This window comes from Planomicrobium sp. CPCC 101079 (assembly GCF_007859275.1).
GTDB lineage: Bacteria > Bacillota > Bacilli > Bacillales_A > Planococcaceae > Planococcus.
In genome coordinates this window covers 1-26,937 of sequence record NZ_VOHC01000008.1, presented here as the reverse complement: position 1 = coordinate 26,937, position 26,937 = coordinate 1, and the positions used below count along the sequence as shown (strand labels likewise).

The window sequence follows — 26,937 nt, the reverse complement described above, 5'->3', positions numbered from 1 at the left end:
AAAACTCTAAACTATTAGAAGGCAGTTATTTAGGAGGAATTAGTTGTATGAACAGTGAAACAATCAATTTATTCAAAACCTTAACAGAACTTCCGGGCACTCCTGGCAACGAACATGCAGTAAGAAAGTTTATGAAACAAGAACTCGGCAAATATTCAGATGAAATTATTCAAGACAAATTAGGCAGTATTTTCGGCGTCAAACACGGCAAAGAAGATGGTCCGCGCATCATGGTTGCCGGCCATATGGATGAAGTCGGGTTTATGGTATCTTCCATAACCGACAATGGCCTTCTCCGCTTTCAGCCGCTTGGCGGCTGGTGGAATCAGGTCATGCTGGCAACACGTGTGGAAGTCATCGCGGGCGATAAAATCATTCCTGGCGTGATTGGTTCCGTTCCGCCTCACTTATTGAGTGAAGAAATGCGCAAAAAACCGATGGAGATCAAAAACATGTTGATCGATATCGGCGCTGACAATAAAGACGATGCAATTGCGATCGGCATTCGGCCTGGCCAGCAAATTGTTCCTTTCAGCCCGTTTACACCGATGGCAAACGAGAAAAAAATCATGGCTAAAGCATGGGATAACCGTTACGGCTGTGGGTTGGCAATTGAACTGCTAAAAGAATTGAATGGCGAAGTTTTGCCGAATCAGTTGTTTTCGGGAGCTACGGTAATGGAGGAAGTCGGTTTGCGCGGCGCCCAAACCGCAGCGAATATGATCGATCCCGATATGTTCTTTGCCCTTGATGCGAGTCCTGCAAATGATGCAACCGGCAACAAAAATGAATTTGGCCAACTTGGCCAAGGCACATTGGTCCGCATTCTCGATAAGAGCATGGTTACGCATCGGGGCATGCGCGAGTTTATTTTGGATACAGCCGCCACCCATAAAATTCCGCATCAGTTTTTTGTGTCCCAAGGCGGCACTGATGCAGGCCGTGTCCATATGTCAAACCGCGGCGTGCCAAGCTCTGTTATCGGCATCTGTTCGCGTTATATCCATACAGCAGCGTCAATCGTCCACACAGATGATTACGCAGCAGCAAAAGAACTGCTGAAGCAGCTTGTTAAAACTGCTGACCGCACCACTGTCGAAACCATCAAGCAAAACGTTTAAAAAAGTGCCTTCGGGCTCTTTTTTTTGCTCTCATCCCTAATCGAATTTGAAAGGAATGGAATCAGATGACCAAAATCCAAGTAAATATCGCTTCAAAAAATCCTGCAAAGATCAATGCCGTTGCCGCCGTATTAAGCGAATTGAACCTGGTATTCGACTTGCAGCCGACAGAAACGGATTCCGGCGTGCCGGCCCAGCCTTTTTCTCTGGAAGAAACCCGGCTCGGCGCAATCAACCGGGCAAAGCGAGCGCTAAATGCCGGACAAGAATTTGCCATCGGGCTTGAAGGCGGCGTTTATGAATTAGAAGGGGTTATGTATTTATGCAATTGGGGAGCATTGTGTTCAAAAGAAGGCTTGCTGTTTACAGCAGCCGGTGCACAAATTCCACTGCCGAAAAGCATTGCTGCTTCTTTGAAAAAGGGAGAGGAATTGGGACCCGTTATGGATAGTTATGTGCAAGAAAGCGGTACACGTAAACATAAAGGCGCTGTCGGAATTTTGACTGCCGGGCTTGTCAACCGCGATGAAATGTTCCAGCACATTGTCAAACTTTTGGTCGGGCAATATTTACTCAGCGGCGATTCAGTTGCATGTGCTTCCAAACACCTTTAAAATAAGAACATGCAAAGCTAAGGAGGAATTAATGTGCCTCGAAAAAGATTGATTGGGCTGGTTCTTTTTGCAGCTGCCATGTTGGCTGGCTGTATGGCCACGCCGGAAGAACGGGCGGCTGATGGCTTAGCGCATGCGCGCGAGGCATTTGAACAAGAACCGATGGACACCAACGAGCGTGCCGATGACAGGGAGCTGTATCTTCCCGGCGGCTATACAATTGAAAAACCTTCCGATAATAATAACGTTATCATTACAAAAGGCAGCGATTCTTTTGTATTGTTTATAAACCCGAACGAAGCAAGCGACAGCAAATTTTTTTACGATCTTCAAAAAGCGAATCCCGATCAGCAGTGGCTGGTGGATGAAACATTTGAACAAAATGGCCGATTCGGTTTCACCACGGTCCGGATGATTGCCGAAGACCGTTATGAGGTTGTGGAAAGTATGGGCGGCGTAAAGATGACGACTATTTCTGAAGAGAGCGCCATTGCCGACAACATGGATTGGATGATGAAAACCGTCCGTTCCATCAATATTGAAGAATAGGAGTTGAAATAAAGATGAGACGATTACAATCAGTGGACGAGTTTCACGATTTAACTGAGCAAAAACCGGTGGTCTTCATGTTTACTGCAGGATGGTGCCCGGATTGCCGGGTGATCGATCCGGTCATGCCTGAGGTGGAAAAGTCCTTCAAAGAATACGAGTTTGTTTCGGTGGACCGCGATGAATTTATCGATTTATGCATTGAAAAAGATATATATGGAATTCCGAGTTTTCTAGCGTTCAACAATGGCGAAGAAGCGGGGCGTTTTGTCAGCAAAGACCGGAAGACGCAAGAAGAAATCGAATCATTTCTGGCCAATTTGCCGAAATAATAAAAAAGACGGTTCGCCTTTTAGGCTGAGCCGTTTATTTTTGAAAGGATGAACGTCTATGAAATCAACAGAGCTAGTGAATCTCTTAAGAGAACGGATGCCGAGCCGCCAACTGGAATGGCGCTTTGACCGTGAAAAAGACATGGTGCATATTCGCCATGCAGCATTGCAAAAAGGCATGTCCTTGTCGCTTCCGCAAGTGATCAATCGCTACCAGGCGAAAGGCGATGCGGCTATTGAGGAAATTGTCTATACCATCACAGAAACGTTCAACGCCATGGAAAAAGAAGCCGAAGGACAGCTCGGGTCTTCAGAACATATTTATCCGGTCATCCGTTCGACTTCGTTTCCTCTTGAATCCAAAGAAGGCCATAAGTTTATCACGATGGAACATACAGCGGAAACCCGCGTGTATTTTGCTTTGGATGCTGGCACTACCTATCGCTTAATTGATGAAAATGTGTTAAATTCATTAAGTCTGACAGAAGACCAGCTCAAGGAAATCGCAAAATTCCAAGTGAAAAAGCTGACCACCAAGTTGAAAGAAGACCACGTCGCAGGCAATATTTTTTACTTTTTAAATGAAAATGACGGGTACGATGCTTCACGCATCTTGAATGAAGCTTTCCTAAAAGACATGAAAACAAAAATAGCGGGGGATATGACGGTGTCCGTGCCTCATCAGGATGTACTGATCATCGGCGATATCCGCAATGAAACCGGGTATGATGTACTAGCGCAAATGGCTATGCACTTTTTCACAAACGGCAAAGTGCCCATTACATCTTTGTCGTTTGTCTATGACAAAGATGTATTGGAACCGATCTTCATCATGGCAAAAAATAGACCGACTAAGGAGAACGATAAAAAATGAATGTTTTCTACAATAGAAACGGAATCGGCGATGTATTGCTGGTTCAATTGCAAATGGAAAAGCCAGAAGAAATCAAGACGCAAATTTCAGGGGATGTCACCCTCATTAAAGACGAGGCAGATCAAATCGCCGGCTTTAATTTATTTAATGCGTCTTCCTATATCGATTTTCCCGAAACCCAAGCAGTGGATTTGTCGGAAGAATTAGTGACAGCTTTGCAAAACGCTTTAGAGAAAAATGATATCAACTATACATTAGAAGTTGATTTGTCACCCAAATTTGTCATTGGCTACGTAGAAGCGAAAGAAAAGCACCCGAATGCCGACAAATTGAGTGTTTGCCAAGTGGCTGTTGGAACGGAAACTTTGCAGATTGTTTGCGGGGCGCCAAATGTCGAGCAGGGGCAAAAAGTAGTGGTAGCGAAAGTTGGCGCAATCATGCCTTCTGGAATGTTGATCCGAGATGCAGAACTGCGCGGTGTTGCTTCAAGCGGCATGATTTGTTCTGCCAAAGAATTGGCGTTGCCGGATGCACCACAAGAAAAAGGAATACTTGTGCTGTCTGCAGATGCAGAAATCGGTGCACCATTTGAAGTAAAGGCGTGACGCATTATGGGCTGGGTTAAAAATATTTGGACTCGCATGTTTTCAAGTGATAGATCAGAGGAAAATGAGGAAGTGCAATGGGAACAAGCACCGTCTGCCCCTATTGAACCCACTCCTTTTCGTTTTCCACTCATTCCGGATGATGAAAAAGAGGTGTTTTTAAAACGGGATGCTACTTTAGTGAAAGTGGACCCTTCGATAAAGAAGGAGACTCCACCGCCGTTTGAGCCGCCGATTCGAAGACCAGCAGTCTCGCCAGCGCGCAAACCTATAACACCTTCGACCGGCAATAGAATCGTTCCGCCTGCCAACAGAACGCAAAAATCCGTGCCAAAACCTATCAATAAAACACGCCCATTTGAACCGACAAGAGTTCCTTCTCCTGTTTACGGTTTTGATGAATCGCGGCCGGCACCGATTGAAAACTTGCTTGAACGGAAAGAAATCCATTTCAAGCCAAAACAGCTGCCTGAGCCAATGGCGCTAAGAAGTCCGCTTAATAAGCAGGAAGAAGCGGAGAAAAAATTATCAGGCGCCAAGGATCCGGTTACGGAAGAAACACCGGCTGAAGCGAATGCATCTGTCTTGGCCCACCAACCTGCTGATTCCGAGGAACCAACAGTTGTGCAGGAGCCAGTGATGCAAGCAGCATCGGCAGCAGAACAAGAACCAGCTGTGGAAGAAACACCGTTAGAAGCGCAGAATCTGATCGTGCAAGAAGAACCATCTCCAGCAGAAGACCTTGTTGATCAGAAATATCCAGATTCAGCACAAAAGCCGGATGTACAAGAAGAGCCAGTTTTAGTGCAAGAGTTTGCTGATCAAGAAAAATCGGCTATGGAGCCAGAACCTGTTAAAGAACAAATTGAACAAACAAAAGAAGCTGGACAAGCAGTACATATGGTGACACAAGAATCAATGGCTGAACCTGAAAAAGCGGAGCCAACCCAGGAAAAGAAACGGGAGAAAACCGTGCCATTTAATGTCTTGATGTTGAAGTCAGACAAAGAGCGGATGAAAAAAGCCGTGCGGCCAGCTATGCCCAAGCCGGTAGAGCAGAAACAGGCAGAAAAAAAAACCGTTGAACCGGAAGTGGAAGAACCGGCAAAAGCAGCCCAAGCTGCAGCAGAAAAGATAAAGCCGGCTGCAGAAAGTCTGCCGCCAGAAAATATATCTTCTGTTGAAAAAGCCGAAGAAAAACCAGCGGCTTATTTGCACCCGGAAAACGACTTTTTATTAGCGCCGGAAGATGACCGAAAAGATGATAATTGGATGGAAGAACAAGGCGAACGGTTAGTAGAAGCGCTTTCCCATTTCCAGATCCAGGCCTCAATTTTGAGCATCGTCCAAGGACCGGCAGTCACGCAGTTCGAACTGACGGTAGCGCAGGGAGTAAAGGTCAGCAAAATCCGCAACTTGGCAGACGATTTGAAACTGGCTCTCGCAGCGAAAGACATACGCATCCAAGCCCCGATTCCTGGAAAAAGCTCCATCGGCATCGAAATTCCGAACCGGACATCGCGTGCAGTACGAATTTCCGAAATCATCGACAGTCCAGTTTTCAGGGATTCCGATTCTCCGATGGAAGCTGCGCTTGGACTGGATTTGACTGGTAAGCCTGTAACGCTCGATTTGCGCAAAATGCCGCACGGGTTGATAGCCGGAGCGACTGGTTCCGGCAAAAGCGTCTGCATCAATTCTCTTTTAGTTAGTTTATTGTATAAATCTTCTCCAAGAGATTTAAAATTATTGTTGATCGATCCGAAAATGGTGGAATTGGCTCCGTACAACCACATCCCGCATTTGGTCAGCCCAGTCATCACGGATGTGAAGGCGGCCACTGCTTCATTAAAGTGGGCTGTCGAAGAAATGGAACGGCGCTACCAGTTGTTCGCTCATGTCGGCGTAAGGGACATCAGCCGCTACAATAAAATGGTGAAAGATAAAGGCGATCATGCACAGCATTTGCCTTATATTTTGATAATTATCGATGAATTGGCCGATTTGATGATGATGTCGCCTTCTGATGTTGAAGATGCCATTTGCCGAATTGCGCAAAAAGCGCGGGCCTGCGGCATCCATTTGGTCATTGCGACACAGCGGCCATCCGTTGATGTCATTACCGGACTGATCAAATCGAATATCCCGACGCGAATTGCATTTTCGGTATCATCGCAAGTTGATAGCCGGACCATTTTGGATTCCCAGGGCGCTGAACGGCTTCTTGGCAGGGGAGATATGCTATATCTTGGAAACGGCATGTCGGCTCCGGTCCGGCTCCAAGGCACTTTCGTGACAGATGAAGAAATTGAAATCGTAATAGAGCATGTGCGCGCGCAAGGAAAACCTGAATACTTCTTTAAAGAAGAAGAGTTGATGAAACGAAACCAATCTCCAGGAGAGCAAGATGATTTGTTCGAGGAAGCTTGCCGCTTCATTTTAGCCCAAGGGACTGCATCAACATCGCTTTTGCAGCGGAAGTTCCATATTGGCTATAATCGCGCAGCAAGATTAATGGATTTGCTCGAGGACCAAGGCTTTATATCGGAACAGAACGGCAGCAAGGCGCGGTCTGTTTTGATCACTGCCGATGACGTGGAGGAAGTTTTTCAATAAGCTTTCTCTGAAGACTCAATTATAAAAAATATCGGTTATTTTAGAATGGCATAAAAATATGATATAATTTACAGAATTAGTATCGATATAAACCAGCTATAAATACCTTTCACCAGGTTTTGTAGACTAATTTTCAGCTCCCACAGGAGGTCCAAATATATGACAGTCTTACATTTTACAGGCATTAAAGGTGCCGGTATGAGCCCGCTTGCGCAAATCATGCACGACATGGGCCAGCAGGTACAGGGGTCTGATATAGACCAGCACTTTTTCACAGAAGACCGGCTTCGCGAAAGAGGCATCACCATCTTGCCTTTTGATCCCGGCAATATTGAAGAGAATATGACCATCGTAGCCGGCAATGCCTTTAACGACAACCATCCGGAACTTGTTAAAGCAAAAGAGCTAGGGGCGACGATCATCCGTTACCATACGTTCTTAGGTGATTTGATGAAACAATATGTTTCAGTGGCCATTACAGGGGCGCATGGCAAAACTTCTACAACAGGTTTGATGGCGCATGTCCTGAACGGCTACAAGCCGGTTTCTTACCTTATTGGAGACGGCACTGGCTACGGCAAAGAGGATTCTCATTTCTTCGTATTGGAAGCTTGCGAATACCGTCGCCACTTTTTGGCTTATCACCCGGATTATGCGATCATGACCAATATCGATTTTGACCATCCGGATTATTTTAGCGGCATCGACGATGTTTTCAAGGCATTCGAAGAAATGGCCCAGCAGGTGAAAAAATGCATTATTGCTTGCGGTGATGATGAGCATTTGCAAAAGATCCAGGCGCCGATTCCAGTTGTTTATTACGGACTTGGGGAAGAAAATGATTTTCAAGCGCAAAATATCGTTAAAACAACTTCCGGGACTACGTTTGATGTAGTGATCCGCGATGAATTTTTCCATACGTTCACCATCCCGATGTTTGGCGACCACACGATTTTAAATGCCCTTGCGGTGATTTCTCTTTGCCATTACGAAAATATTCCGGCAGAGATTATCCAGCAGCAGTTTACAAGCTATGGAGGCGTGAACCGCCGCTTTACACAAACCGAAATCGGGGGACGCATCTTAATCGACGATTATGCGCATCATCCGACTGAAATCCGCGCAACCCTGCAGTCTGCGCGCCAAAAATATCCGGACCGAGAACTCGTGGCTATTTTTCAGCCGCATACATTTTCACGGACTCAGACGTTCCTGCAGGAATTTGCAGATAGCTTAGCGGAAGCGAACCATATTTATCTATGTGATATCTTCGGCTCTGCGCGCGAAAAAGCAGGAGTGCTGACGATTGAAGATTTAGCCGGAAGAATTGAAGGCAGCCATGTTTTAAAAGAAGACGGAGTCGGCACGTTGCTTGAACACGGCAATGCAGTGTTTTTGTTCATGGGGGCCGGGGACGTCACAAAATTCCAAGAAGCTTTTGAAAACTTAATTCAAACAGAGGAAACAGTTTAACTTTCGGGTTAAACTGTTTTTCCATTTAGGCAGGAATTCACAAGCCTGTGTGGAATAAATGTAAAGGGGGTTGGTTTAGTCGTACTTCAGTAGGGGTAGAAAACAATATAACGTTGAGTTAAAAAGGAGGAAACAGCATGGATTGGAGAATACTGCTTTACATAGCCGCTATCGTGGCTGCAGTAGGGTTTTTGGTGTTGTGCGTAGCGTTGGCAATGACATTAAACTCGCTAAAAAACACATTAAAAGAAGTTTCAGGAACTGTTGCAGGTCTTGAAAATCAATTGCAGGGGGTTACATTGGAAACTACCAACCTGCTACACAAAACAAATGAATTAGCTGAAGACATCCAAGACAAATCACAAAAACTGAATACAGTTGTGGATGCAGTGAGAGGGGTCGGAAATTCAGTAACAGACTTGAATTCATCCGTACGCCACATTACGACTTCTGTCACCTCACAAGTTGAAGACAATCGCGACAAAATCGCGACAGTGGTCCAATGGAGCAATGTTTTGATGGGAATCCGCGATAGCTGGAAAGAGCGCAAGATTTATGAAGCGCGTGCAACTTCTGCCTACGAACCGGTTCCAGGGCAAAAACAATTGCCTCACAATGAACGAGCTTAAGAAATCCTATAATACTGGAGGAACAGATTATGACTCAAAACTACAACAATAATCAAAACAACCAAGGTTCTCGCGACAATCAACAAAATTCGAATCCTAACGATGCGGCTTATAACAACACCTATTATTCACAAAATGGCGGTGCTTTTGAACAAAGTGAATACGTGCCTCAGTCATATGGCATGTCAAACCGCTATGATGACCTTTATGATTATGAAGAGGAACAAGCTTCAAAAGGCTTTCTTACTGGAGTAATTGTTGGCGGGCTTATCGGAGCGGCCGCTGCTTTATTCTTGGCGCCTAAATCCGGCAAGGACTTCCGGACGGATTTGAACACCCACGCGTCTACGCTTAAAGAAAAAACTTCCGGCTACACAGATTCAGTAAAAGGAAAATCAGGCGGCCTAACGCAACAAGTGAAAGAGCAATCTTCAAAAGTGGTGGATAAGGTCAAGAATTTAAAAGGCGGCAAATCGCCAATGGACGATGGTACTGCTTCTTCTGAAGGGGAAGAGTCAATCGAAATGCTGGATACTGTCCACAACCAAAGCGATTCGACTACCACAACAGGCGGTCAAGAAAACTTTACATCCACTGCAGATGCATTGAGAGAAGCTGTTGAAGAAGTGAAAGAAGAAAGCAAATCAGGTTCAGCCAATACTTCTGGATCTACAGGCACTTCTGGAACCAAAGCTTCAGGAACTACCGGTACAGTAGGTTCTACAGATTCTAAAAATTCGTCAAGCTCAGCGGGATCTGCAGGTACCGGCGGAACTTCGAACAATAAAGGATCTGGTTCTAATTCAACTTCCAACAACTCGAACAAATCATCAAACTCAAACAGTTCAGGGCGTTGGAACAACTCGAACAACTCGAACAAATCCAATAACTCGAGCAACAAAAACAAATAATACGAAATATCTTGGGAGCGGGTTTCATGAAAAATTTAGTGCGTGTTCAACATTTAGATGATATAAAACAAGCTACTTCAGGTACACTGCATTATTGGTTGTTTAAACACAGCAATACATGTCCGGTATCGGCAGCTGCTTGGAATGAATACAATGAATATTGTTCTTTGCACCCCAACCAACTATTTCTATTTTTAGTGGTACAAGAAGATCGTGAACTTTCAAATGCAATTGAGGAGATTACACAAATCAAACACGAATCGCCTCAACTGTTCCACTTTTCAAATCAAGTGGTTGATTGGCATGAATCTCATAACAAAATCAAAAGCAAGGCAATGACAGAATTTCTTGCTTAATAAAAAACCGGAGCTTGAATGCTCCGGTTTTTCTATGCAAAAACACTTTCGCGCGTTGAAGCGCTAAAATATTTCGTGACTTTCCCGAATACTTTGCATATAATAGTTTTATTATGTTAAGATGAGTCACTAAGTAAGGTGATTTGCGAAAGGAGAAGTTGGAGAATGAGCCATTTAGATTTAGAGCAGCTAAGAGAAAAAGTCGACGCAGTGAACCTTCAAATTTTATCTCTTATAAATGAGAGGGCTTCTATCGTGCAGGATATTGGGAAATTGAAGGAAAAGCAAGGGATTGACAAATACGATCCAATGCGTGAACGCCATATGTTGAATTTGTTGAAAGATAACAATAATGGGCCACTAGACCAAAAAACGGTTGATCATATATTCAAAGAGATTTTCAAATCAGCTCTTGATATGCAGGAAGAAGATCACCGTAAAGCTTTGTTGGTTTCTCGTAAGAAAAAAGCTGAAGATACCATCGTTACAGTCAATGGTGAAAAAATCGGCGATGGAACTCCATCCTTTATTTTCGGACCTTGTGCAGTAGAGTCACAAGAGCAAGTTTCAAAAGTGGCCGAGGCGATTGGTGGCAAAGGGCTTCGGATGATTCGCGGTGGAGCATACAAACCCCGTACTTCTCCATACGATTTCCAAGGACTTGGACTTGAGGGCTTAAAAATGTTGAAAAAAGCCGCCGATGAAAACAACTTGGCCGTCGTATCTGAGATTGTGACACCGCATCATTTGGAAGCGGCACTGGATTACGTGGACGTTGTTCAAGTTGGAGCACGCAATATGCAAAACTTTGAACTCTTAAAAGCAGTTGGTTCGATCAACAAACCGGTTCTTTTGAAAAGAGGATTGTCCGCAACAATCGATGAGTTCATCAATGCGGCGGAATACATCATCGCAAACGGCAATAGCCAAATTATCTTATGTGAACGCGGAATCCGCACATATGAAAAAGCGACAAGAAACACACTTGATATTTCCGCAGTGCCAATTTTGAAACAAGAAACACACCTTCCAGTATTTGTGGATGTTACTCATTCTACTGGCCGCCGTGACTTATTGTTGCCTACAGCAAAAGCTGCTATCGCAATAGGCGCAGACGGAGTTATGGCTGAAGTACATCCAGATCCTGCAGTAGCATTATCGGATGCCCAACAGCAAATGAATATACCACAATTTGACGAATACTACGATGCTTTAATGAAGTTCATGAAGCAATACGAATTGAAAGCTTAAGACCGAAGAGCCGGGAAATTACCCGGCTTTTCTTTTTTAGTTGATAACATGAAAGTTTCTATCGTATGATTAAAAGAGCAATTGAAAGGAGGCGTACAATGACGGTTACAATTTATGATGTGGCAAGAGAAGCGAATGTTTCCATGGCTACCGTTTCACGGGTGGTAAATGGAAATCAAAATGTAAAGCCTGCCACACGAAAAAAAGTGTTGAAAGTTATAGAAGAATTAGGCTATCGTCCTAATGCAGTAGCAAGAGGGCTTGCCAGTAAAAAAACCACAACGGTTGGTGTAATCATCCCTGATATTTCCAATAGTATGTATGCCGAACTTGCGCGTGGTATTGAAGATATCGCTACGATGTACCGATACAATATCATTTTGTCGAATTCAGACCAAAATCAAAACAAAGAACTTCAATTATTGGAAACAATGCTTGGGAAACAAGTGGATGGAATTGTTTTCATGAGCGGCGATATCACGCCAGAACTTCTGCATGAAATGGGGCGCTCATCCTCTCCGATCGTTTTGGCGGGATCTATCGACGAGTCGGCCACCATCGCGTCAGTCAATATTGATTATTATGGAGCGGCTTATGAAGCTGTAAAGAAATTGATTGATAATGGACATAAGAAAATTGCGTTTATTTCAGGCCCTATGACGTCTAAGGTCAACAAAGACTATAAGCTTAAAGCTTATAGACAAGCTTTGTTGGACGCGGGGATCGAATTTGAAGAGCAGCTGGTTGTCGAATGCGACAATTCGTATGAAGAAGGCCTGGAGGCTGTTGAAACATTGAAACCGTTAGATCCGACAGCTTATTTTGTCAGCAATGATGAAATGTCCGTCGGAGTTATACACGGAGTGGAAGAAATCGGGAAAAGAATACCGGAAGAAGTGGAAATCGTCAGTTACGAAAATTCAAAATTAGCTCGCATGGCGCGACCTATGCTTACCTCTATCGCATTCCCCTTATACGATATCGGAGCTGTATCCATGCGTTTACTAACGAAATACATGAACAAAGAAGAAATTGAAGAGAACCAAGTGATACTTCCATATCGCATAGAAGAACGCCAATCTACTAAAAACAACGACTAAAAAGCTCCCGCAAAGGGAGCTTTTTCATGTATTTCGAATCATGTACAACGCTTTATTAAGCATTTGCTGGTTTTTATCCGTGATTTCTTCTTTCCGTGGAATGGCTTCATACATATTCTCTGGATCATGCCATGTGTCGATTAATCTGACGGGGGATTCGGGCTGCCACTTGGACAGCCAGCTTTCCGGCAGTTTCCCTTCAGGAAGGGGAATGTTGTTCATTTCCATCCATAGAAGAGACCAAGCTCTCGGCACGACGCGCCAGATATCGTAGCCACCGCCTCCAACCGCAATCCAGCGGCCTTCGCAGTATTCGTGGGCGAGTTCGTGGGCTATTTTGGGTATCTCCCGGTAAATGTTCATAGTGCCGTATAAATGCGTCAGCGGATCTAGGTAATGGGCATCCGCTCCATTTTGGCTCAGGATAACATCGGGTTTAAAAAATTCCATAATTTCTTTCATGGAAGTGCGGTAGACTTCCAGAAACGATTCATCTTCCGTAAAGGCATCTATCGGAAAGTTGAAGCTTGTCCCGTAACCTTGGCCGCTGCCGCGCTCACTGATGCTTCCTGTGCCTGGAAACAGGTAGCGGCCGGTTTCGTGGATAGAAACAGTGCAAACATCTGGGTCTTCGTAAAAGCACCACTGAACGCCATCTCCGTGGTGTGCATCCGTGTCGATGTAGAGGACGCGGGCCCCGTATTTTTCCCTGATGTAATTAATGGCTACTGAGCTGTCGTTGTAAATGCAAAAGCCAGATGCTTTCCCGCGAAAGCCATGATGAAGTCCGCCGCCAAGATTAAGCGCATGCTGTGCTTTTCCTTCCATGACATAATCGACAGCTGTCAGCGTGCCTCCCACCAAACGGGCGCTGGCTTCGTGCATATTTTCAAATATAGGCGTATCTTCTGTACCGATGCCGTAACTTTCTCCTGCTTCCGGCGTGATTTCTCCATGGCTTGCTTTTTTGACAATGTCGATATAACGCTGATCGTGAGCAAGCAACAACTCTTCATCAGTAGCTATACGTGCTGGAACGATAGCATCCGTTGAAAGCGCATTCATTTGGTTGAGCAAATCAATGGTTAAAATGAGTCTCTTCTGGTTAAACGGATGCGTCTCTGAAAACTTGTAGCCTAATTGATCTTCTGAATAGACAAAGACGGCATGTCTCATTGGTTCGTTTTGGGTATGTTTGGCCATAAAACATCGAAACCTTCTTTACGTAAGTCGTTAATCACAGCTAATGGATTCATTGTCTGGACACGGAACACCAAGACTTTATTGCTGGAATTCTGTTTGTCCGGGTAAACCAAGACGCTAAGAACATTAATATGTTTTTCATAGAAGACTTTTGAAACTTCGTATAACACACCAGAACGATTCGGCACTTTTATCTCAATCTGAGAACCGGGTTGGTGCGCGCCAGTCAGTTCGATATATTTGTACAAGAGATCAGTTTCTGTTAAAAATCCGACAAGTTTTTCTCCGCTTATCACCGGAAGACAGCCAATTTGCTGCTCGTAGAAAACCAAAGCGATTTCTTCGACAAAATCCATAGGATGGGCAGTAACAGGATTTTTTGTCATGATGCTCTCAATTTTCTTTTCATATCTTTCAGGCGGCGGGGAGGTTGCAAAGCGCGATGGCAAAGCATCTTTCAGATCGCGATCCGATAAAACCCCAACTAATTTCCCGTCTTCTACAATCGGTGCATGGCGAATGTGTTTTTCTTCAAATAAAAGAACAGCTTCCTTAACAGTTTGATCAGGCCGAAGCAAATGAATATTGGTTTTCATGATTTCTTCAACTAACATACTTACACCCCTCAGATTTAGTACATGTAGCGATTCATAAAACGCAATTGATCAAATTTTTGGATCGATTCGGGATCGACGCGGCTACCGATTTTCGCCATTAAGCAGTTGGCTGGATGTGAACTGATTTCCGGATCATCAGTGGCATAATACTCCAGGCCGCCAGCCTGCATCATTTTCTCCATGACTTTCCGGTATTCCCAGACATTTAAGCCGGTTCCGTTTAAATCCCAATGCCAGTAATATTCTGTAGTAATGACGATAAAATCTTCTAGCGCATCATCCATCATCGAAACTCTTAAAAGTGCCTTTCCGACTCCACTACCCCTAAATTTAGGAATAACTTCTATGGCACCGAGTTCGATCAAATTTTCCATTTTTCCTTGTGACCATCGTTCAAGTGGATCCGGATATAAATACGTGACATATCCTACGATCGTATTTTGGTCTCGGGCTATGATAATGCGCCCTTCTGGCAAGTCGGCAATTCCGATAATTGCTTTATGCTGTTGTTCGGGCGGACGGAAAGCGACTAGATCTTCATGAAAATCAAGCTCTTTTAATTCATGCGAAGGAATGGGTCCTTCAATTACGATAGGGCCATGCTTTGTTTTTAACTCCAAGACATTATACGTTTTCTGATGGTTCATTTTTTCACCGCCTATTGGATGCAATTAGCTTTATTATACATGAACTGGAGGGAATTGGGGACTATCGTCGGAGAAGAGCGTGTCTTTTCTAAAAAATTAAAATAATTGGCATTCAATTGTCAGAATGTTGTAGAATATAAGAGAATCGACATGAAAGGATGATTAGAATGAAAGTGGAAGCGATACCGGCGGCACAAGGGAACTATCTATTACATAATTATGAAGAAACTGCTGCAAACTTTGATTGGTCTGATGCTGAAAAAGAATTCAGCTGGCATGAGACCGGAAAAGTTAATATGGCATATGAAGCAATCGATCGCCACGCAGATTCTGATCGAAAGAACAAAGTTGCGCTCTATTATAAAGACCAAGGAAGAAGCGAGTCTTATACCTTTTATGAAATGAAACGGATGACGAACCGAGCGGCGAATTTATTGAAAGCGCATTCTAATTTAGAAAAAGGGGACCGGATATTCATTTTCATGCCAAGATCGCCAGAACTGTATTTTATGATGTTTGGCGCGTTGAAAATGGGGCTGATCGTCGGCCCGTTGTTCGAGGCGTTTATGGAAGGGGCCATATACGACCGTTTGGACGACAGCGATGCAAAAGCGATCATTACGACGCCGGAATTGCTGCCGCGCGTCCCGCATGACCGGCTGCCCAATTTAAAAACAATTTTCTTGGTTGGCGGGAATATTGAAGAAGACAATAAAATCATTGATGTACAGAAATATTTGAATTCAAGTTCCGATCAGTTTGAGATTGAGTGGCTTGATAAAGAAGACGGCCTTGTGCTGCATTACACCTCTGGTTCAACAGGAAAGCCGAAAGGGGTGCTCCATGCACAGTATGCGATGGTTCAACACTACCAGACGGCTAAATGGGTATTGGACTTGAATGAGCAGGACATCTACTGGTGCACTGCTGATCCAGGGTGGGTTACTGGAACATCGTACGGCGTGTTTGCTCCATGGCTTACGGGCACAACAACCGTCATTTTAGGAGGCCGCTTTTCTCCCGAAGGCTGGTACAAGGCGATTGAAGATTTCGGCGTGACGGTTTGGTATAGCGCACCAACTGCATTCCGCATGCTGATGGGCGCAGGGGACTCATTGGTGAGAGAGTTCGATTTGTCGACGCTTCGCCATGTGCTTTCAGTTGGAGAGCCTTTGAATCCGGAAGTGGTCCGCTGGGGCATGCAAGTCTTTAAAAAGCGGATCCACGATACATGGTGGATGACAGAAACAGGAGGCCATATGATTTGCAACTATCCGTCCATGACGATCAAACCGGGATCGATGGGCAAACCGGTGCCCGGCATAAAAGCGGCAATCGTCGATGACCAAGGCAATGAGCTTCCGCCGAATCAAATGGGAAATTTGGCCATTAAAAAAGGCTGGCCATCCATGATGCGCCAAATTTGGAACAACCCCCAAAAATATGAGTCTTATTTCATGAATGATGAATGGTATGTTTCCGGTGATTCAGCCTATATGGATGAAGAAGGCTATTTCTGGTTCCAAGGCCGTGTAGATGACGTTATTATGACTTCAGGTGAACGCGTAGGGCCGTTCGAAGTTGAAAGCACGTTATTAGAGCACCCTGCAGTAGCCGAAGCAGGCGTGATCGGAAAACCGGATCCGGTGCGAGGAGAAGTCATAAAAGCATTTGTCGCATTGAACGAGGGCTATGATCCATCTGAGGAACTCATTCAGGATATTCAGCAATTTGTGAAGAAGGGGCTTGCGGCACACGCAGCGCCAAGAGAGATTGAGTTTAAAGACAAACTGCCGAAAACGCGGAGCGGTAAAATCATGCGGCGCGTGTTAAAAGCATGGGAACTGGATTTGCCGACAGGCGATTTGTCAACAATGGAAGATTAATATGAAAAGTCTCGACCTGACTCTTTGGTCGAGGCTTTTTTATGCAAAAAAACCAGTCCGCATGCTACGGACTGGTTTGGTGGATCGCTTCTTATTCTTCGTCTTTCGGTTCGTCTTCGCCTTCTGCTGGTTCAGCCGGTTGGTCTTCCTCTTCTTCCGGCTCTTCAGGTTCAGCTGGCTCATCTTCATCTTCGTCTTTCTTATCATTGTCAGCTGGTTTTTCCTCTTCATCTTTCTGTTCGTCGTCAGCAGGCTTTTTGTCTTCATCTTGTTTATCATCTGATGAAGTATCTTCCTCTGCTGCCGGTTTCTCTTCGTCTTCATCCTCTTTCGGTTCAGCTTTCGGTTTCTTCGCTTCAATGCTTACGCTATCGGATTTACCGGATTGTTTTCCGGTAATATCGACAGCCACTACGTAATAGCTGCCCGCTCCGGAAACGCTAAACGCGTTTTCGCTTGATTCTGAGATGGAAGCGAGAGGAGAGCCGCTGCCTTCTTTGTAGACGCGGTAACCGACAACGTCATTTGAAGATGAATTGCTCCAAGTTATGGTGCCGCCGCTTAATGCTGCATTTACTCCCGAAGGAGCAGCACCGTCTGCTTGGAAATTAGATCCAGCAACCACCCTTGCATATCGTGAGCTGCCTGGGAACAACTTGCTGGCATCGCCTCCGAACGGTGCAAGCATCCGCTCGACAAAGGCTTGAGATACACCAGCGCCTCCGCTAGTGACAAATTCTCTTGGTGTGCTGTCAAGTGCAGCATAACGGCTGCCGTTGATGGTTGTGTAAGATCCAGAAGTCAAACTGTCATCTTTTTTAGATGGAACCATAACTTTTGAATTGAACAAATCTGATTTGACTAAGCCATCGCCAGAACATGAACCGCTCGGGGCAAGGCCGGAAATCGCACAGAAAGAGCGTGTGACAACGTCTTTCGGCTGTTTGAACGTTTTCTTTGCACCGACTAATTTTGGTTCTACGTCATAAGTGGTATTCATTAAACTAGCCCATAATTGATTGACCCGTACCGAAGGCTGCAAGTCGCGATTAGGGAAGTCAGCCAATGAATATTTCTCTTTGTCGTATCCTAGCCAAACACCCATTGTGATGTTCGGGTTATAACCGATAAGCCAGACATCTCTTGTTTGTTGCGTGGTACCAGTTTTGCCGGCGAAATCTGCGTTAAAGTTTAATAGGCTGTTTGCGCGATTTGCTGTTCCTCTGTCATCTTCAAATACGTCGCGCAGCATGTCTGTTAAAATATAAGCTGTTTGTGGCGTAAATACTTCTTTTTCTGTTGATTTGTGTTCAAATATGACATTGCCTTCGTCATCTTCAATCTTTTCAATCATGTACGAGTCGACAAATTTACCGCCATTGGCAACCATTGCATATCCATTTGTGATTTCTTCTACAGAACCTTCGATACCGCCGCCAAGTGCAGCAGACGTATTGTAGTTTTCTTGTTCTTCTACACGTGAAAAGCCTGAGTTCATCATATACTTGATCGGCACTTGATCATTGATTTGTGCATATAAACGAAGCGCCGGCAAGTTTTGGGATTGAGCCAATGCATCGCGTGCCGGCATGATGCCTTGCTCGCTTGTCGGGATAAAGTTGGTCGGTGCCCAGACACTGCCATTGTCGTTCTTTTCGAATTTGACATCAACTACCGGGCTGCCGGCACCGATTTTACCATACTCAATTGCTGGACCGTAAACAAGCAACGGCTTTACGGTTGAACCGATTGAACGGAACCCTTGTGTTGCATGGTTCAATTTTTCGATTTCTGGGTCACGGCCGCCGATAAAGCTTAAAATGCGGCCTGTTTTGTTTTCGATTGTCATACTGCCGACTTGGACAGGAAATTCTTTTTCTTCTTCTTCGCCATCGGCGTTGATGATAGTGCCGTTTCTCGTTGTGCCATAAGATTTATATTTGTCTTTTGCTTTTTGCTGTGCATCGTATAAATCCTTGTTGATTGTCGAATAGATGCGGTATCCGTTTGACCGGACTGCACGGTCAGCCAGGATTGCATATTCTTCATAGAGTTTATCGTTTTCATCCAGGGTTTTTGGCTCGATTCCATCTTTTTCTGCCAATACATCCATGATGATGCGGGTTGCACGCTTTTCGAGTTCGGTAGTCACGTAATAATACTTATCGTAAGCCCGTTGTTCTTTTTCACGGAAATCTTTTGTAATATCATAAGCAAGTGCTTCGTTGTATTCTTCTTCTGTGATGTATTCCGTTTCTTTCATACGGAACAACACCGTTTTCATCCGGTCGATTCCTGGTTGAAGACCTTCTTCACTTTTTAACACACCGCCTTGTGCTTGGTAAGGCGTATAAAGGAATGGGGCTTTCGGAATTCCGGCAATATATGCAGCCTGGGGCAAATTCAATTCGCTTGCGGAGACATTGAAAATACTTTTCGCAGCCGTTTCGATTCCAGCGATATTTGTACCAGCAGAATTTCGGCCGTAAGGAATAATATTCAAGTATGCTTCCATAATCTCATCTTTGGACATGAATTTTTCTAATCGCATGGCGAGCAAAATCTCTTTCGCTTTCCGTTCATAGGAAACTTCATTTGTCAAAATCTGATTTTTGATGAGCTGCTGGGTAAGTGTGGATCCGCCCGTCTGGCTATCAGAATTCGAGACGTCCTGGAACAACCCGCGGAAAATCGCTTTTGGCACAATTCCGTTGTGTTCTTCAAAATACTCGTCTTCCGTAGCGAGAACAGCATTAATCGCATTCTCAGAGACTTTGTCTAATGTGGTTTCCGTACGTTCCAAATCGGTGCGAAGCTTTCCAAAGTAAACTTCGCCAGCAAAATAAAGTTCCGATGTTTCTTCATAGCTGTAGACCTCGTCCCGCATTTCTTCAGGGGTCCGAAGTTTTTCCTCGTCGACTAATGAAGCAAAATAGCCGGCACCAACTGAAGCGGCAAACACGCCGCTGGCGACAAATATAATCGCCAGCAAGATGGCCAGATTCCAAAGGACGCCTGTAGTTATATTGAAGCGTTTAACCCACTTGGTGGATGACCATTTATTGTAAGACTCTTCAGCTTTGGTGAGCCAGTTTTTTAATTGATCGAGCACGTTATCAACCTCCTAAAATCTTGTCTTATTATATCATATTCTCCTAATCGCTACGAAGGTTATTGACAATATGTTAGAATAAAGTAAACTACTTATTATATTCATATTTAAAACGTTGAAGAGTCCGAAGTAGGGCGTGCGATTTTTGTCAAGAGAGCCGGTGGATGGTGCGAACCGGTCAAAGCGCAGCGGCTGAATTACAGGCTTGGAGTTTACGGAAGTGCCCCGTTCGGCACATTTAGAGTTGGGAGAAAATATCTCCAAGCTGGGTGGTACCGCGCATTAGCGTCCCTGCATGAACTTTCATGCAGGGGCTTTTTTATTCTCAGGCTGGGTTCGTGTTTTCTTGTTCGCTTTTACCGGTCTAGACGGGGAAGGCTAGACGTTAACATTTACTTAGCTTATATCTTGAGGAGGAACTAAAATGGCAAATGAATTAATCGATGACTTGAAATGGCGCGGTTTACTATACCAGCAAACCGACGAAGAAGGACTTGCGAAATTGCTTGATGAAGAAAAGATTTCCCTGTACTGCGGAGTTGATCCGACTGCAGACAGTATGCATATCGGGCACATTGTGCCGTTATTGACATTGCGCCGTTTTCAAATGCATGGCCATCAGCCGATTCTACTGGTGGGTGGAGCGACGGGAATGATCGGCGATCCTTCAGGCCGAAACGAAGAACGGCAACTTCAAACAACAGATCAAATCGATAAAAACGTCGAAGCAATTAAAGTTCAGATGGAGCAGATATTCGACTTCCAATCCCAAAATGGGGCGCAGATGGTCAACAACCGTGACTGGATCGGCCAAATGAGTGTAATCGAATTTTTGCGTGATTACGGGAAATTGATTTCCGTCAATTACATGCTGGCAAAAGAATCGGTTGCTTCACGCCTGGAAAATGGAATTTCATTCACGGAGTTCTCCTACACGCTCATTCAAGCGATCGACTACAACCATTTATACAATAACTTTAATTGCCGCGTACAAATCGGAGGGTCCGATCAGTGGGGCAACATCACTTCCGGCCTTGAAGTTATCCGCAAAACGCACGAAGAAGAAACAAAAGCTTTCGGCATCACAATTCCGCTTGTAACAAAAGCAGACGGTACGAAGTTCGGAAAAACTGCTGGCGGGGCAGTATGGCTTGACGCGAAAAAAACGTCGCCTTATGAATTCTACCAATTCTGGATTAATACTGCAGATGCGGACGTTATCAAGTACTTGAAAATTTTCACGTTCATCAGCCGCGAAGAAATTGAAGCGCTGCAAGTGACGGTCGAGAATGAACCGCATTTGCGAAAAGCCCAGAAAGTATTGGCTGAAGAAATGACGAAATTGATTCACGGGGAAGAAGCGTTAAATGATGCGCTTCGCATCACTAAAGCGTTGTTCAGCGGTGACTTAAAAGCGCTGTCTGCCAGCGAAATGAAAGCGGCATTTAAAGATGTGCCTTCCGTTGAAATGGCGAAAGAACCAAAAGTCATTATCGACTTAATCGTCGAAGCAGGAATTTCCCCTTCAAAAAGACAGGCACGGGAAGATGTAACGAACGGCGCCATCTCAGTGAATGGTGAAAAAGTGACCGATCTGGAATATGTCGTAGATGCAAAAGATCGTTTAGAAGATACGTTTGCCATTGTCCGGCGCGGCAAGAAAAAATACCACATGGTACAATTCCAGTGAACCAAAAATCCGTCCACAGAAATTCTGCGGACGGATTTTTTTGATGGAAATTGCGGCTTTAGACCCTCTTATCTTCAAAACGCTTTAAATCTTCACGATGCCCGATGATGATTAATATATCACCAATCCTAATAACATCAGAAGGGAGAGGCACAATATTCACGTCTTCTCCTCGTTTGATGGCGAGGATGGTACAACCGTATTTGGCGTTGATATTCAGTTGACTCAAACTTTTGTTGGCCGTTTTTTCGGTCGCTACCAATTCAACAATACTATAGTCTTTTGACAGATCGATGTAGTCGATCAGTTTTTCGGAATCCATATGATGGGCAACGCGGATGCCCATTTCGTTTTCCGGTTGAATGACCCGGTCAGCGCCAACGCGTTCCAGAATGGTTTGATGCTGCAAGTCGCGCGCTTTTACCCAGACCTTTTTCATACCGATTTCTTTTAGCATCAAGGTGCATAGCACGCTTGACTGGAGATTATCACCGATCGCGACAATGGCATGGTCGAAATTGCGCACTCCTAAAGATTTCAAACTTTTCTCATCTGTGGCATCTGCCACTACGGCATGGGAAGAATAATCGGTTAAGCCGTTTACGCGCTCGAAATTCTGGTCGATGGCTAATACCTCATGCCCCAAATTATGCAGTTCTTTGCAGACGCTTGTGCCAAATCGGCCTAGCCCGATGACCACTACTTGTTTTTTCATTTTGTTTCCTCCAATCGGCCTGCGATCGTTACTTTAATGTAGTCGTTAGTTTGTTTGCCCAGTAACTTGGATAGCGTTACTCGCTGTCAAACCAGCCCTTGTTCTTGAACCAGAAAAACATGCCTATACCTGTGATCAGCATGACAGCAAGCACAACAAAGTATCCTGATTCCCATTGAAGTTCGGGCATATATTGAAAGTTCATTCCGTAAATTCCGGCCAAGAAAGTGAGCGGCATGAAGATAGTCGTGATGACCGTCAACGTTTTCATGATATTGTTCATTCGAAAAGAGTTCATCGATATGTAGCTGTCGCGAATATCAGAAGTCAATTCGCGGTTCGATTCAATTATTTGGCTAAGTTTGATCAAATGGTCGTGAATATCCTGAAAATAGGCTCGTTTTTGCTCCTGGATGATAAAACGCTTGGACTCTAGAATTCGGTATACCAAATCCCGCATAGGCAAAACAGTTTGCCTTAGTTTCAGCAGATCTTTCCGGATATCGAATGTTTTTTGGATGATCGTATTGCCGGCAAACTGGTCTTCGCTGGAATTTTCAATACCGAGCAAGTGGTCTTCCAACTGGTCCATAATCGGGAAGAATGCGTCGACCACTTTATCCATAATTTTGTATACGACTTCAACGGGCTTTATCCGGTCGGCACTCGTTGAGCGCTGGAAATAATCCCAGACATAGTTGACTTCCTGCAAGTCTTCGTAATGGAAAGACACCGTAAATTTTTCGGTTATAAATAAATCCACTTCAAGAGCTTCAAGTGTTTTTTGATTTAAAGTATGGAAGACGAGAAAGCTGAGATTTTCATAATGCTCAAGCTTTGGCCGTTGGAGCGAGTGGATGCAATCTTCTATGGCAAGCGGATGGAAATGAAAGTAACTTCCAAGCAAGCTGGTTTCTTCATCTGTCGGCATATTGAAATCAGCCCAATACCACTTCATGTCTTCCAACGAATCTAAAGGTGGGTTTATAAGCAGGTCATTGTCTTTGTTGATTGCTAGTATTCTGAGCATACTTTTCTCCTATAGTTGTTTTTCTTTAATAAACTTTGGCAACTCCATATCATCGTACATATCGGGATGAACCAATTTCCCAAGCTTCAGTGCTCCTTTAATCAAGCGGGGGGAAGGCCGGCAATACAATTCCTCTTCCATAATGTGGATGTTTTCATATGCTTGCATTTCGTTCCAGCCGGGCCTTTTCCTTACAAGTGCAGGTTTTACTTTAGAAGTCATGATGCCGACCCAAGCAAGAAGAATAAAATCAGGGTCGCGCTTTTTCACTTCGTCCCAATCGGTCTGGAAATTTGCTGAATCAATATCATCAAAAATATTGCGCGCTCCGGCAATTTCACTGATTTCCGTCAGCCAATTAATGCGGCCAGGCGTGAAAATCGGTTTTGGCCACCATTCCCAGTAAAGGGAAGGGCGGTATGAGACATTAGCCGAACGGCTTTTGAGTTCTTCAATAACAGCCGTATATTCAGCGTGGACCGGTGCTGCATCAATGCCGCACGCATGTCCAACTGCCAAAAGGTCATTGCCGATTTCGACCAAAGACTGGGGGTCTAAAACGAGATGAGGGATTTTCCGTTTGATCAGTTCATCCACGTTTTTTTCCATGCCAGGAACGCTAAGCGAGGCTAAAACCAAGTCAGGGCTTAATGCTTCGAGTTCATCCATGCGGATGGACAAATCAGGGCCAAGACGCGGCAAGCTGGAAATCCGCTCCGGCCAGTCGGAAAAATCGTCGACAGCCACCAGCATATGGTCAGCACCCAAGAAAGCGAGCAGTTCCGTATTGCTTGGACAAATTGAAATAATGCGCATTTTTGCACCTCCGCTATTTTCCTCAGTTTACCATAGAAAAAAGGGGGAAGTAAAAATCCATTCAAAGCAAAAAAGAAGCCTCCGCATAAGCGGGGCTTCTTTAAGTGGCTTGTTATTAACGAGAGTAGAATTCTACGATTAATGATTCGTTGATTTCAGCAGACAATTCGCTGCGTTCAGGGTAGCGCACGAAAGTGCCTTCTTTAGCGTCAGCGTTGAAAGAAACGTACTCAGGAACGAAGTTGCTTACTTCGATCGCTTCGTTAACAACATCCAAGTTGTTTGAACGTTCACGGAAAGTGATTGTTTGACCAGGTTTTACGCTGTATGACGGAATGTCAAGGCGTTTGCCATCAACAAGGATATGGCCGTGGTTTACGATTTGGCGAGCTTGGCGGCGAGTGCGCGCAAGACCTAAACGATAAACAACGTTATCAAGGCGAGCTTCAAGCAAGATCATGAAGTTTTCACCGTGTTTACCTGGCATTTTACCAGCTTTGTTGAACAAAGTTTTGAATTGGCGTTCGTTTACACCGTACATGAAACGAAGTTTTTGTTTTTCTTGAAGTTGCAAACCGTATTCAGAAACTTTTCTGCGTTGGTTAGCACCGTGTTGACCTGGTGCGTAAGGGCGTTTTTCTAATTCTTTACCTGTTCCGCTAAGAGATACTCCTAGGCGGCGTGACAGTTTCCATGATGGACCTGTATAACGAGACATATATGTCTCCTCCTCTGTTTTTGGTTTTTAGAGTAAAATAAAAACCAGATGCATTCATGCTGTAAGCCATTTTATTTTCATGTACCTTCGCTCAGCAGCCAAGAGTTACGCGATACACCTTTTAATTGTCTAGACTCCAGCGCCTAGCTCTGACAGACGCTTTCGCTTTTCTCATAAGGAATAAAATGGACAAACCCGCACATACAACTGCTGCGATTATTTTACACAAAGATTAGTATAACCGATTTTTATAGAGAAAGTCAATGGAAACAATCGATTGAAAAGGAACAGCTTTTCTTTTCTGGCTTTTCACGATAGAATGAAAAGAGAGTTAATGTAAGCGCTTTCTATTTCTGATAAGGGGTGTATCAAATGAAAAAGCAAAACATCAAAATGGAGACGGCAGTCATTCATCAAGGCTATGACAGCACAGTCCACCACGACAGTTTAGCAACACCGCTTTACCAAACATCGACATTCTCATTTGCAAATGCAGAAGAAGGGGAAAGCCGCTTCGCGGGAAATAGTGAAGGGAATATCTATTCCCGGTTAGGCAATCCGACTGTTCGAGTCTTAGAAGAACGCATGACAGAAATCGAATATGGCAAAGGAGCGCTTGCTTTTGGTTCAGGGATGGCCGCTGTCAGCGCTATTTTAATTTATTTGACCAAAGCGGGAGATCATGTTTTGTGTTCAAGGGGTATATATGGCTGCACTTTCGGTTTATTGGAAATCATGAACGAAAAATACGGCATTACCCATAGTTTGGTTTCGATGATAACGGAACAACAAGTTGAACAAGCTATTCAACCGAATACAGCCTGTATATATGTAGAAACACCGATCAACCCGACGATGGAATTGGTCAATTTAGAAGCCGTGGCGGCCGTAGCCGCTAGGCGTGGAATCCCTGTAGTCGTTGACAACACATTCAGCTCGCCGTATCTGCAAAACCCGCTGATCATGGGAGCGGATTTCGTTCTGCACAGTGCGACCAAGTACTTGAATGGCCATGGCGATGTTGTTGGAGGCGTATTGGTCGGAAAAGACGCGGAAGAAATGAAACGTATACGGAAAACTGTCCAAAAAGATGTGGGCGGGATTATGTCGCCGTTTGATGCGTGGCTTTTGATCAGAGGTTTAAAGACGCTGCACGTACGAATGGATCGGCATGTAGCCAACGCCAAAAAAATCTTGGCATTCTTACAAAAAGAGCCGAGCGTCAAAAACATTTTTTATCCTTTTGACCCGACACACCCCCAGTATGAGATTGCTGTTAAGCAAATGCGCGAAGGGGGAGGCTTAATATCATTTGAAATTGAAGGCGGAAAAAAAGAAGCGCAGGCATTCATGAATGCGCTATCGCTCATAAAAATCGCCGTCAGTTTAGGAGATGCGGAAACACTTATTCAACACCCTTCCACGATGACACATGCGGCAGTGCCTGCTAAGGAAAGAAGTGCGATGGGAATCAGTGACTCGCTGCTAAGGCTTTCCGTCGGTCTTGAACATACTGACGATTTAATAGAAGATTTGGCGCAGGCTTTTGAAAAAGTGAAACTGGAATTGCAGGAAATCTAATGAGAATGGCCTTTTCAGCTTGTTTAGGAACTTCTATTCATTGTTGAAGTGAAAACGCATATCACCTTTACTATTCCACAAAACAGCAGCGCTTTCCGGCGGGAATCTCCGCTGTTTCGCTCCATAGCTACACGGAAAGCAAGCGAATGGTTCTTTCAAAGAAATCGACCTGGCAAGAGAGAAATAACAGGCAGAACAGCTTCGCTTGTTCCGACCCTTTCTTCGTTTTCATCTACTGTTTGAACGCTTCATATAAAATGGAGCGGAAGGCGGCGACTCCAGCGGAAGCAGTGACGGAGTGCAACGACGGAGCGACGCGAGCCGAAGACCCTGGACAGAGCGAAGCGAAGGAAGCGGCTGAGGTCGTGCCCGCGGAAACATACTAACATGAGTAGCACAAACCATGGCCATGGTTTGTGCTACTCTTTTTTTGTAGAAGTGAAGGGAAGTCGTGCGGACGCGTGGATCGTCGAATCCGAACCAGGAAACCG

24 protein-coding genes and 1 other annotated feature are annotated in these 26,937 nt (G+C 44.6%); of the genes, 16 read left to right on the top strand and 8 right to left on the bottom strand.

Going from position 1 to position 26,937, the window contains the following annotated elements; all coding sequences use genetic code 11:
• The first annotated feature begins 47 nt into the window (after nucleotides 1–47).
• From FQV28_RS03510 to ccpA, 13 genes are all read left to right on the top strand, one after another.
• Entirely contained in the window at nucleotides 48–1,121 is a 1,074-nt protein-coding gene (locus FQV28_RS03510) for a M42 family metallopeptidase (RefSeq protein WP_146494220.1), read from the top strand.
• 65 nt (nucleotides 1,122–1,186) lie between these two features.
• Nucleotides 1,187–1,735, top strand: a complete 549-nt coding sequence (locus FQV28_RS03505) for a DUF84 family protein (RefSeq protein WP_146494219.1) — start codon at nucleotides 1,187–1,189, stop codon at nucleotides 1,733–1,735.
• Between the two features lie 33 nt (nucleotides 1,736–1,768).
• Nucleotides 1,769–2,284: a hypothetical protein gene (locus tag FQV28_RS03500; protein WP_146494218.1), complete on the top strand. Its 516-nt coding sequence runs from the start codon at nucleotides 1,769–1,771 to the stop codon at nucleotides 2,282–2,284.
• Nucleotides 2,285–2,298: 14 nt separating this feature from the next.
• Nucleotides 2,299–2,616, top strand: coding sequence for a thioredoxin family protein (locus FQV28_RS03495; protein ID WP_146494217.1), 318 nt, complete (start codon nucleotides 2,299–2,301; stop codon nucleotides 2,614–2,616).
• Between the two features lie 58 nt (nucleotides 2,617–2,674).
• A complete protein-coding gene (locus FQV28_RS03490; protein WP_146494216.1) occupies nucleotides 2,675–3,490 on the top strand; it encodes a DUF1444 domain-containing protein in 816 nt (271 codons plus the stop codon).
• Entirely contained in the window at nucleotides 3,487–4,095 is a 609-nt protein-coding gene (gene ytpR / locus FQV28_RS03485) for a YtpR family tRNA-binding protein (protein ID WP_146494215.1), read from the top strand. Before FQV28_RS03490 ends, ytpR begins: the two co-directional genes overlap by 4 nt.
• A gap of 6 nt (nucleotides 4,096–4,101) precedes the next feature.
• Nucleotides 4,102–6,711, top strand: coding sequence for a DNA translocase FtsK (locus FQV28_RS03480; RefSeq protein WP_146494214.1), 2,610 nt, complete (start codon nucleotides 4,102–4,104; stop codon nucleotides 6,709–6,711).
• Nucleotides 6,712–6,870: 159 nt separating this feature from the next.
• Nucleotides 6,871–8,184, top strand: coding sequence for a UDP-N-acetylmuramate--L-alanine ligase (murC, locus tag FQV28_RS03475; protein ID WP_146494213.1), 1,314 nt, complete (start codon nucleotides 6,871–6,873; stop codon nucleotides 8,182–8,184).
• Between the two features lie 137 nt (nucleotides 8,185–8,321).
• A complete protein-coding gene (locus tag FQV28_RS03470) occupies nucleotides 8,322–8,813 on the top strand; it encodes a DUF948 domain-containing protein (protein ID WP_146494212.1) in 492 nt (163 codons plus the stop codon).
• A gap of 29 nt (nucleotides 8,814–8,842) precedes the next feature.
• Nucleotides 8,843–9,724, top strand: coding sequence for a YtxH domain-containing protein (locus FQV28_RS03465; RefSeq protein ID WP_146494211.1), 882 nt, complete (start codon nucleotides 8,843–8,845; stop codon nucleotides 9,722–9,724).
• A gap of 26 nt (nucleotides 9,725–9,750) precedes the next feature.
• Nucleotides 9,751–10,080, top strand: coding sequence for a bacillithiol system redox-active protein YtxJ (ytxJ, locus tag FQV28_RS03460; RefSeq protein ID WP_146494210.1), 330 nt, complete (start codon nucleotides 9,751–9,753; stop codon nucleotides 10,078–10,080).
• Nucleotides 10,081–10,245: 165 nt separating this feature from the next.
• Entirely contained in the window at nucleotides 10,246–11,331 is a 1,086-nt protein-coding gene (locus FQV28_RS03455) for a bifunctional 3-deoxy-7-phosphoheptulonate synthase/chorismate mutase (protein WP_146494209.1), read from the top strand.
• 98 nt (nucleotides 11,332–11,429) lie between these two features.
• Nucleotides 11,430–12,431, top strand: coding sequence for a catabolite control protein A (ccpA, locus tag FQV28_RS03450; protein WP_146494208.1), 1,002 nt, complete (start codon nucleotides 11,430–11,432; stop codon nucleotides 12,429–12,431).
• A gap of 24 nt (nucleotides 12,432–12,455) precedes the next feature.
• On the opposite strand, the gene FQV28_RS03445 is transcribed toward ccpA, so the two are convergent.
• From FQV28_RS03445 to FQV28_RS03435, 3 genes are read right to left on the bottom strand one after another with little or no spacing between them, the layout of a single operon-like run.
• Nucleotides 12,456–13,607, bottom strand: a complete 1,152-nt coding sequence (locus tag FQV28_RS03445) for an acetoin utilization protein AcuC (RefSeq protein ID WP_146494258.1) — start codon at nucleotides 13,605–13,607, stop codon at nucleotides 12,456–12,458.
• Nucleotides 13,604–14,248, bottom strand: coding sequence for an acetoin utilization AcuB family protein (locus tag FQV28_RS03440; protein ID WP_146494207.1), 645 nt, complete (start codon nucleotides 14,246–14,248; stop codon nucleotides 13,604–13,606). Before FQV28_RS03440 ends, FQV28_RS03445 begins: the two co-directional genes overlap by 4 nt.
• Nucleotides 14,249–14,265: 17 nt before the next feature.
• Nucleotides 14,266–14,898: a GNAT family N-acetyltransferase gene (locus FQV28_RS03435; RefSeq protein WP_146494206.1), complete on the bottom strand. Its 633-nt coding sequence runs from the start codon at nucleotides 14,896–14,898 to the stop codon at nucleotides 14,266–14,268.
• 167 nt (nucleotides 14,899–15,065) lie between these two features.
• Between FQV28_RS03435 and acsA the strand changes: the two genes are divergently transcribed.
• On the top strand, nucleotides 15,066–16,784 hold the full coding sequence (gene acsA, locus FQV28_RS03430; protein WP_146494205.1) for an acetate--CoA ligase: 1,719 nt from the start codon (nucleotides 15,066–15,068) through the stop codon (nucleotides 16,782–16,784).
• 91 nt (nucleotides 16,785–16,875) lie between these two features.
• On the opposite strand, the gene FQV28_RS03425 is transcribed toward acsA, so the two are convergent.
• On the bottom strand, nucleotides 16,876–19,896 hold the full coding sequence (locus tag FQV28_RS03425) for a transglycosylase domain-containing protein (protein WP_146494204.1): 3,021 nt from the start codon (nucleotides 19,894–19,896) through the stop codon (nucleotides 16,876–16,878).
• A gap of 106 nt (nucleotides 19,897–20,002) precedes the next feature.
• Nucleotides 20,003–20,192, top strand: a binding site (T-box leader).
• A 128-nt stretch (nucleotides 20,193–20,320) separates the two neighbouring features.
• Between FQV28_RS03425 and tyrS the strand changes: the two genes are divergently transcribed.
• Complete coding sequence (gene tyrS / locus FQV28_RS03420) at nucleotides 20,321–21,586, top strand: tyrosine--tRNA ligase (RefSeq protein WP_146494203.1); 1,266 nt, start codon at nucleotides 20,321–20,323, stop codon at nucleotides 21,584–21,586.
• A gap of 58 nt (nucleotides 21,587–21,644) precedes the next feature.
• Here the strand turns inward: tyrS and FQV28_RS03415 are convergent, their stop codons facing one another.
• From FQV28_RS03415 to rpsD, 4 genes are all read right to left on the bottom strand, one after another.
• Nucleotides 21,645–22,301: a potassium channel family protein gene (locus FQV28_RS03415; protein WP_146494202.1), complete on the bottom strand. Its 657-nt coding sequence runs from the start codon at nucleotides 22,299–22,301 to the stop codon at nucleotides 21,645–21,647.
• A 76-nt stretch (nucleotides 22,302–22,377) separates the two neighbouring features.
• A complete protein-coding gene (gene corA / locus FQV28_RS03410; RefSeq protein WP_146494201.1) occupies nucleotides 22,378–23,331 on the bottom strand; it encodes a magnesium/cobalt transporter CorA in 954 nt (317 codons plus the stop codon).
• 9 nt (nucleotides 23,332–23,340) lie between these two features.
• The gene (locus FQV28_RS03405) at nucleotides 23,341–24,147 is read right to left on the bottom strand and encodes a cobalamin-binding protein (RefSeq protein ID WP_146494200.1); all 807 of its coding nucleotides are present in this window, start codon (nucleotides 24,145–24,147) and stop codon (nucleotides 23,341–23,343) included.
• A 115-nt stretch (nucleotides 24,148–24,262) separates the two neighbouring features.
• Nucleotides 24,263–24,865: a 30S ribosomal protein S4 gene (gene rpsD, locus FQV28_RS03400; protein WP_146494199.1), complete on the bottom strand. Its 603-nt coding sequence runs from the start codon at nucleotides 24,863–24,865 to the stop codon at nucleotides 24,263–24,265.
• A 372-nt stretch (nucleotides 24,866–25,237) separates the two neighbouring features.
• Here rpsD and megL point away from each other — a divergent pair, with 372 nt between their 5' ends.
• Nucleotides 25,238–26,446 carry a methionine gamma-lyase gene (megL, locus tag FQV28_RS03395; RefSeq protein WP_146494198.1) on the top strand — a complete coding sequence of 403 codons (1,209 nt, stop codon included), beginning with the start codon at nucleotides 25,238–25,240 and terminating at the stop codon, nucleotides 26,444–26,446.
• The last annotated feature ends 491 nt before the right edge of the window (nucleotides 26,447–26,937 follow it).

Excerpts from the sequence above, each read along its gene's own strand:
- FQV28_RS03510 (WP_146494220.1), top strand. The coding sequence starts at position 48 with ATGAACAGTGAAACAATCAATTTATTCAAAACCTTAACAGAACTTCCG.
- FQV28_RS03505 (WP_146494219.1), top strand. The coding sequence starts at position 1,187 with ATGACCAAAATCCAAGTAAATATCGCTTCAAAAAATCCTGCAAAGATC.
- FQV28_RS03495 (WP_146494217.1), top strand. The coding sequence starts at position 2,299 with ATGAGACGATTACAATCAGTGGACGAGTTTCACGATTTAACTGAGCAA.
- FQV28_RS03490 (WP_146494216.1), top strand. The coding sequence starts at position 2,675 with ATGAAATCAACAGAGCTAGTGAATCTCTTAAGAGAACGGATGCCGAGC.
- ytpR (WP_146494215.1), top strand. The coding sequence starts at position 3,487 with ATGAATGTTTTCTACAATAGAAACGGAATCGGCGATGTATTGCTGGTT.
- FQV28_RS03480 (WP_146494214.1), top strand. The coding sequence starts at position 4,102 with ATGGGCTGGGTTAAAAATATTTGGACTCGCATGTTTTCAAGTGATAGA.
- murC (WP_146494213.1), top strand. The coding sequence starts at position 6,871 with ATGACAGTCTTACATTTTACAGGCATTAAAGGTGCCGGTATGAGCCCG.
- FQV28_RS03470 (WP_146494212.1), top strand. The coding sequence starts at position 8,322 with ATGGATTGGAGAATACTGCTTTACATAGCCGCTATCGTGGCTGCAGTA.
- FQV28_RS03465 (WP_146494211.1), top strand. The coding sequence starts at position 8,843 with ATGACTCAAAACTACAACAATAATCAAAACAACCAAGGTTCTCGCGAC.
- ytxJ (WP_146494210.1), top strand. The coding sequence starts at position 9,751 with ATGAAAAATTTAGTGCGTGTTCAACATTTAGATGATATAAAACAAGCT.
- FQV28_RS03455 (WP_146494209.1), top strand. The coding sequence starts at position 10,246 with ATGAGCCATTTAGATTTAGAGCAGCTAAGAGAAAAAGTCGACGCAGTG.
- ccpA (WP_146494208.1), top strand. The coding sequence starts at position 11,430 with ATGACGGTTACAATTTATGATGTGGCAAGAGAAGCGAATGTTTCCATG.
- FQV28_RS03445 (WP_146494258.1), bottom strand. The coding sequence starts at position 13,607 with ATGAGACATGCCGTCTTTGTCTATTCAGAAGATCAATTAGGCTACAAG.
- FQV28_RS03440 (WP_146494207.1), bottom strand. The coding sequence starts at position 14,248 with ATGTTAGTTGAAGAAATCATGAAAACCAATATTCATTTGCTTCGGCCT.
- FQV28_RS03435 (WP_146494206.1), bottom strand. The coding sequence starts at position 14,898 with ATGAACCATCAGAAAACGTATAATGTCTTGGAGTTAAAAACAAAGCAT.
- acsA (WP_146494205.1), top strand. The coding sequence starts at position 15,066 with ATGAAAGTGGAAGCGATACCGGCGGCACAAGGGAACTATCTATTACAT.
- tyrS (WP_146494203.1), top strand. The coding sequence starts at position 20,321 with ATGGCAAATGAATTAATCGATGACTTGAAATGGCGCGGTTTACTATAC.
- FQV28_RS03415 (WP_146494202.1), bottom strand. The coding sequence starts at position 22,301 with ATGAAAAAACAAGTAGTGGTCATCGGGCTAGGCCGATTTGGCACAAGC.
- corA (WP_146494201.1), bottom strand. The coding sequence starts at position 23,331 with ATGCTCAGAATACTAGCAATCAACAAAGACAATGACCTGCTTATAAAC.
- FQV28_RS03405 (WP_146494200.1), bottom strand. The coding sequence starts at position 24,147 with ATGCGCATTATTTCAATTTGTCCAAGCAATACGGAACTGCTCGCTTTC.
- rpsD (WP_146494199.1), bottom strand. The coding sequence starts at position 24,865 with ATGTCTCGTTATACAGGTCCATCATGGAAACTGTCACGCCGCCTAGGA.
- megL (WP_146494198.1), top strand. The coding sequence starts at position 25,238 with ATGAAAAAGCAAAACATCAAAATGGAGACGGCAGTCATTCATCAAGGC.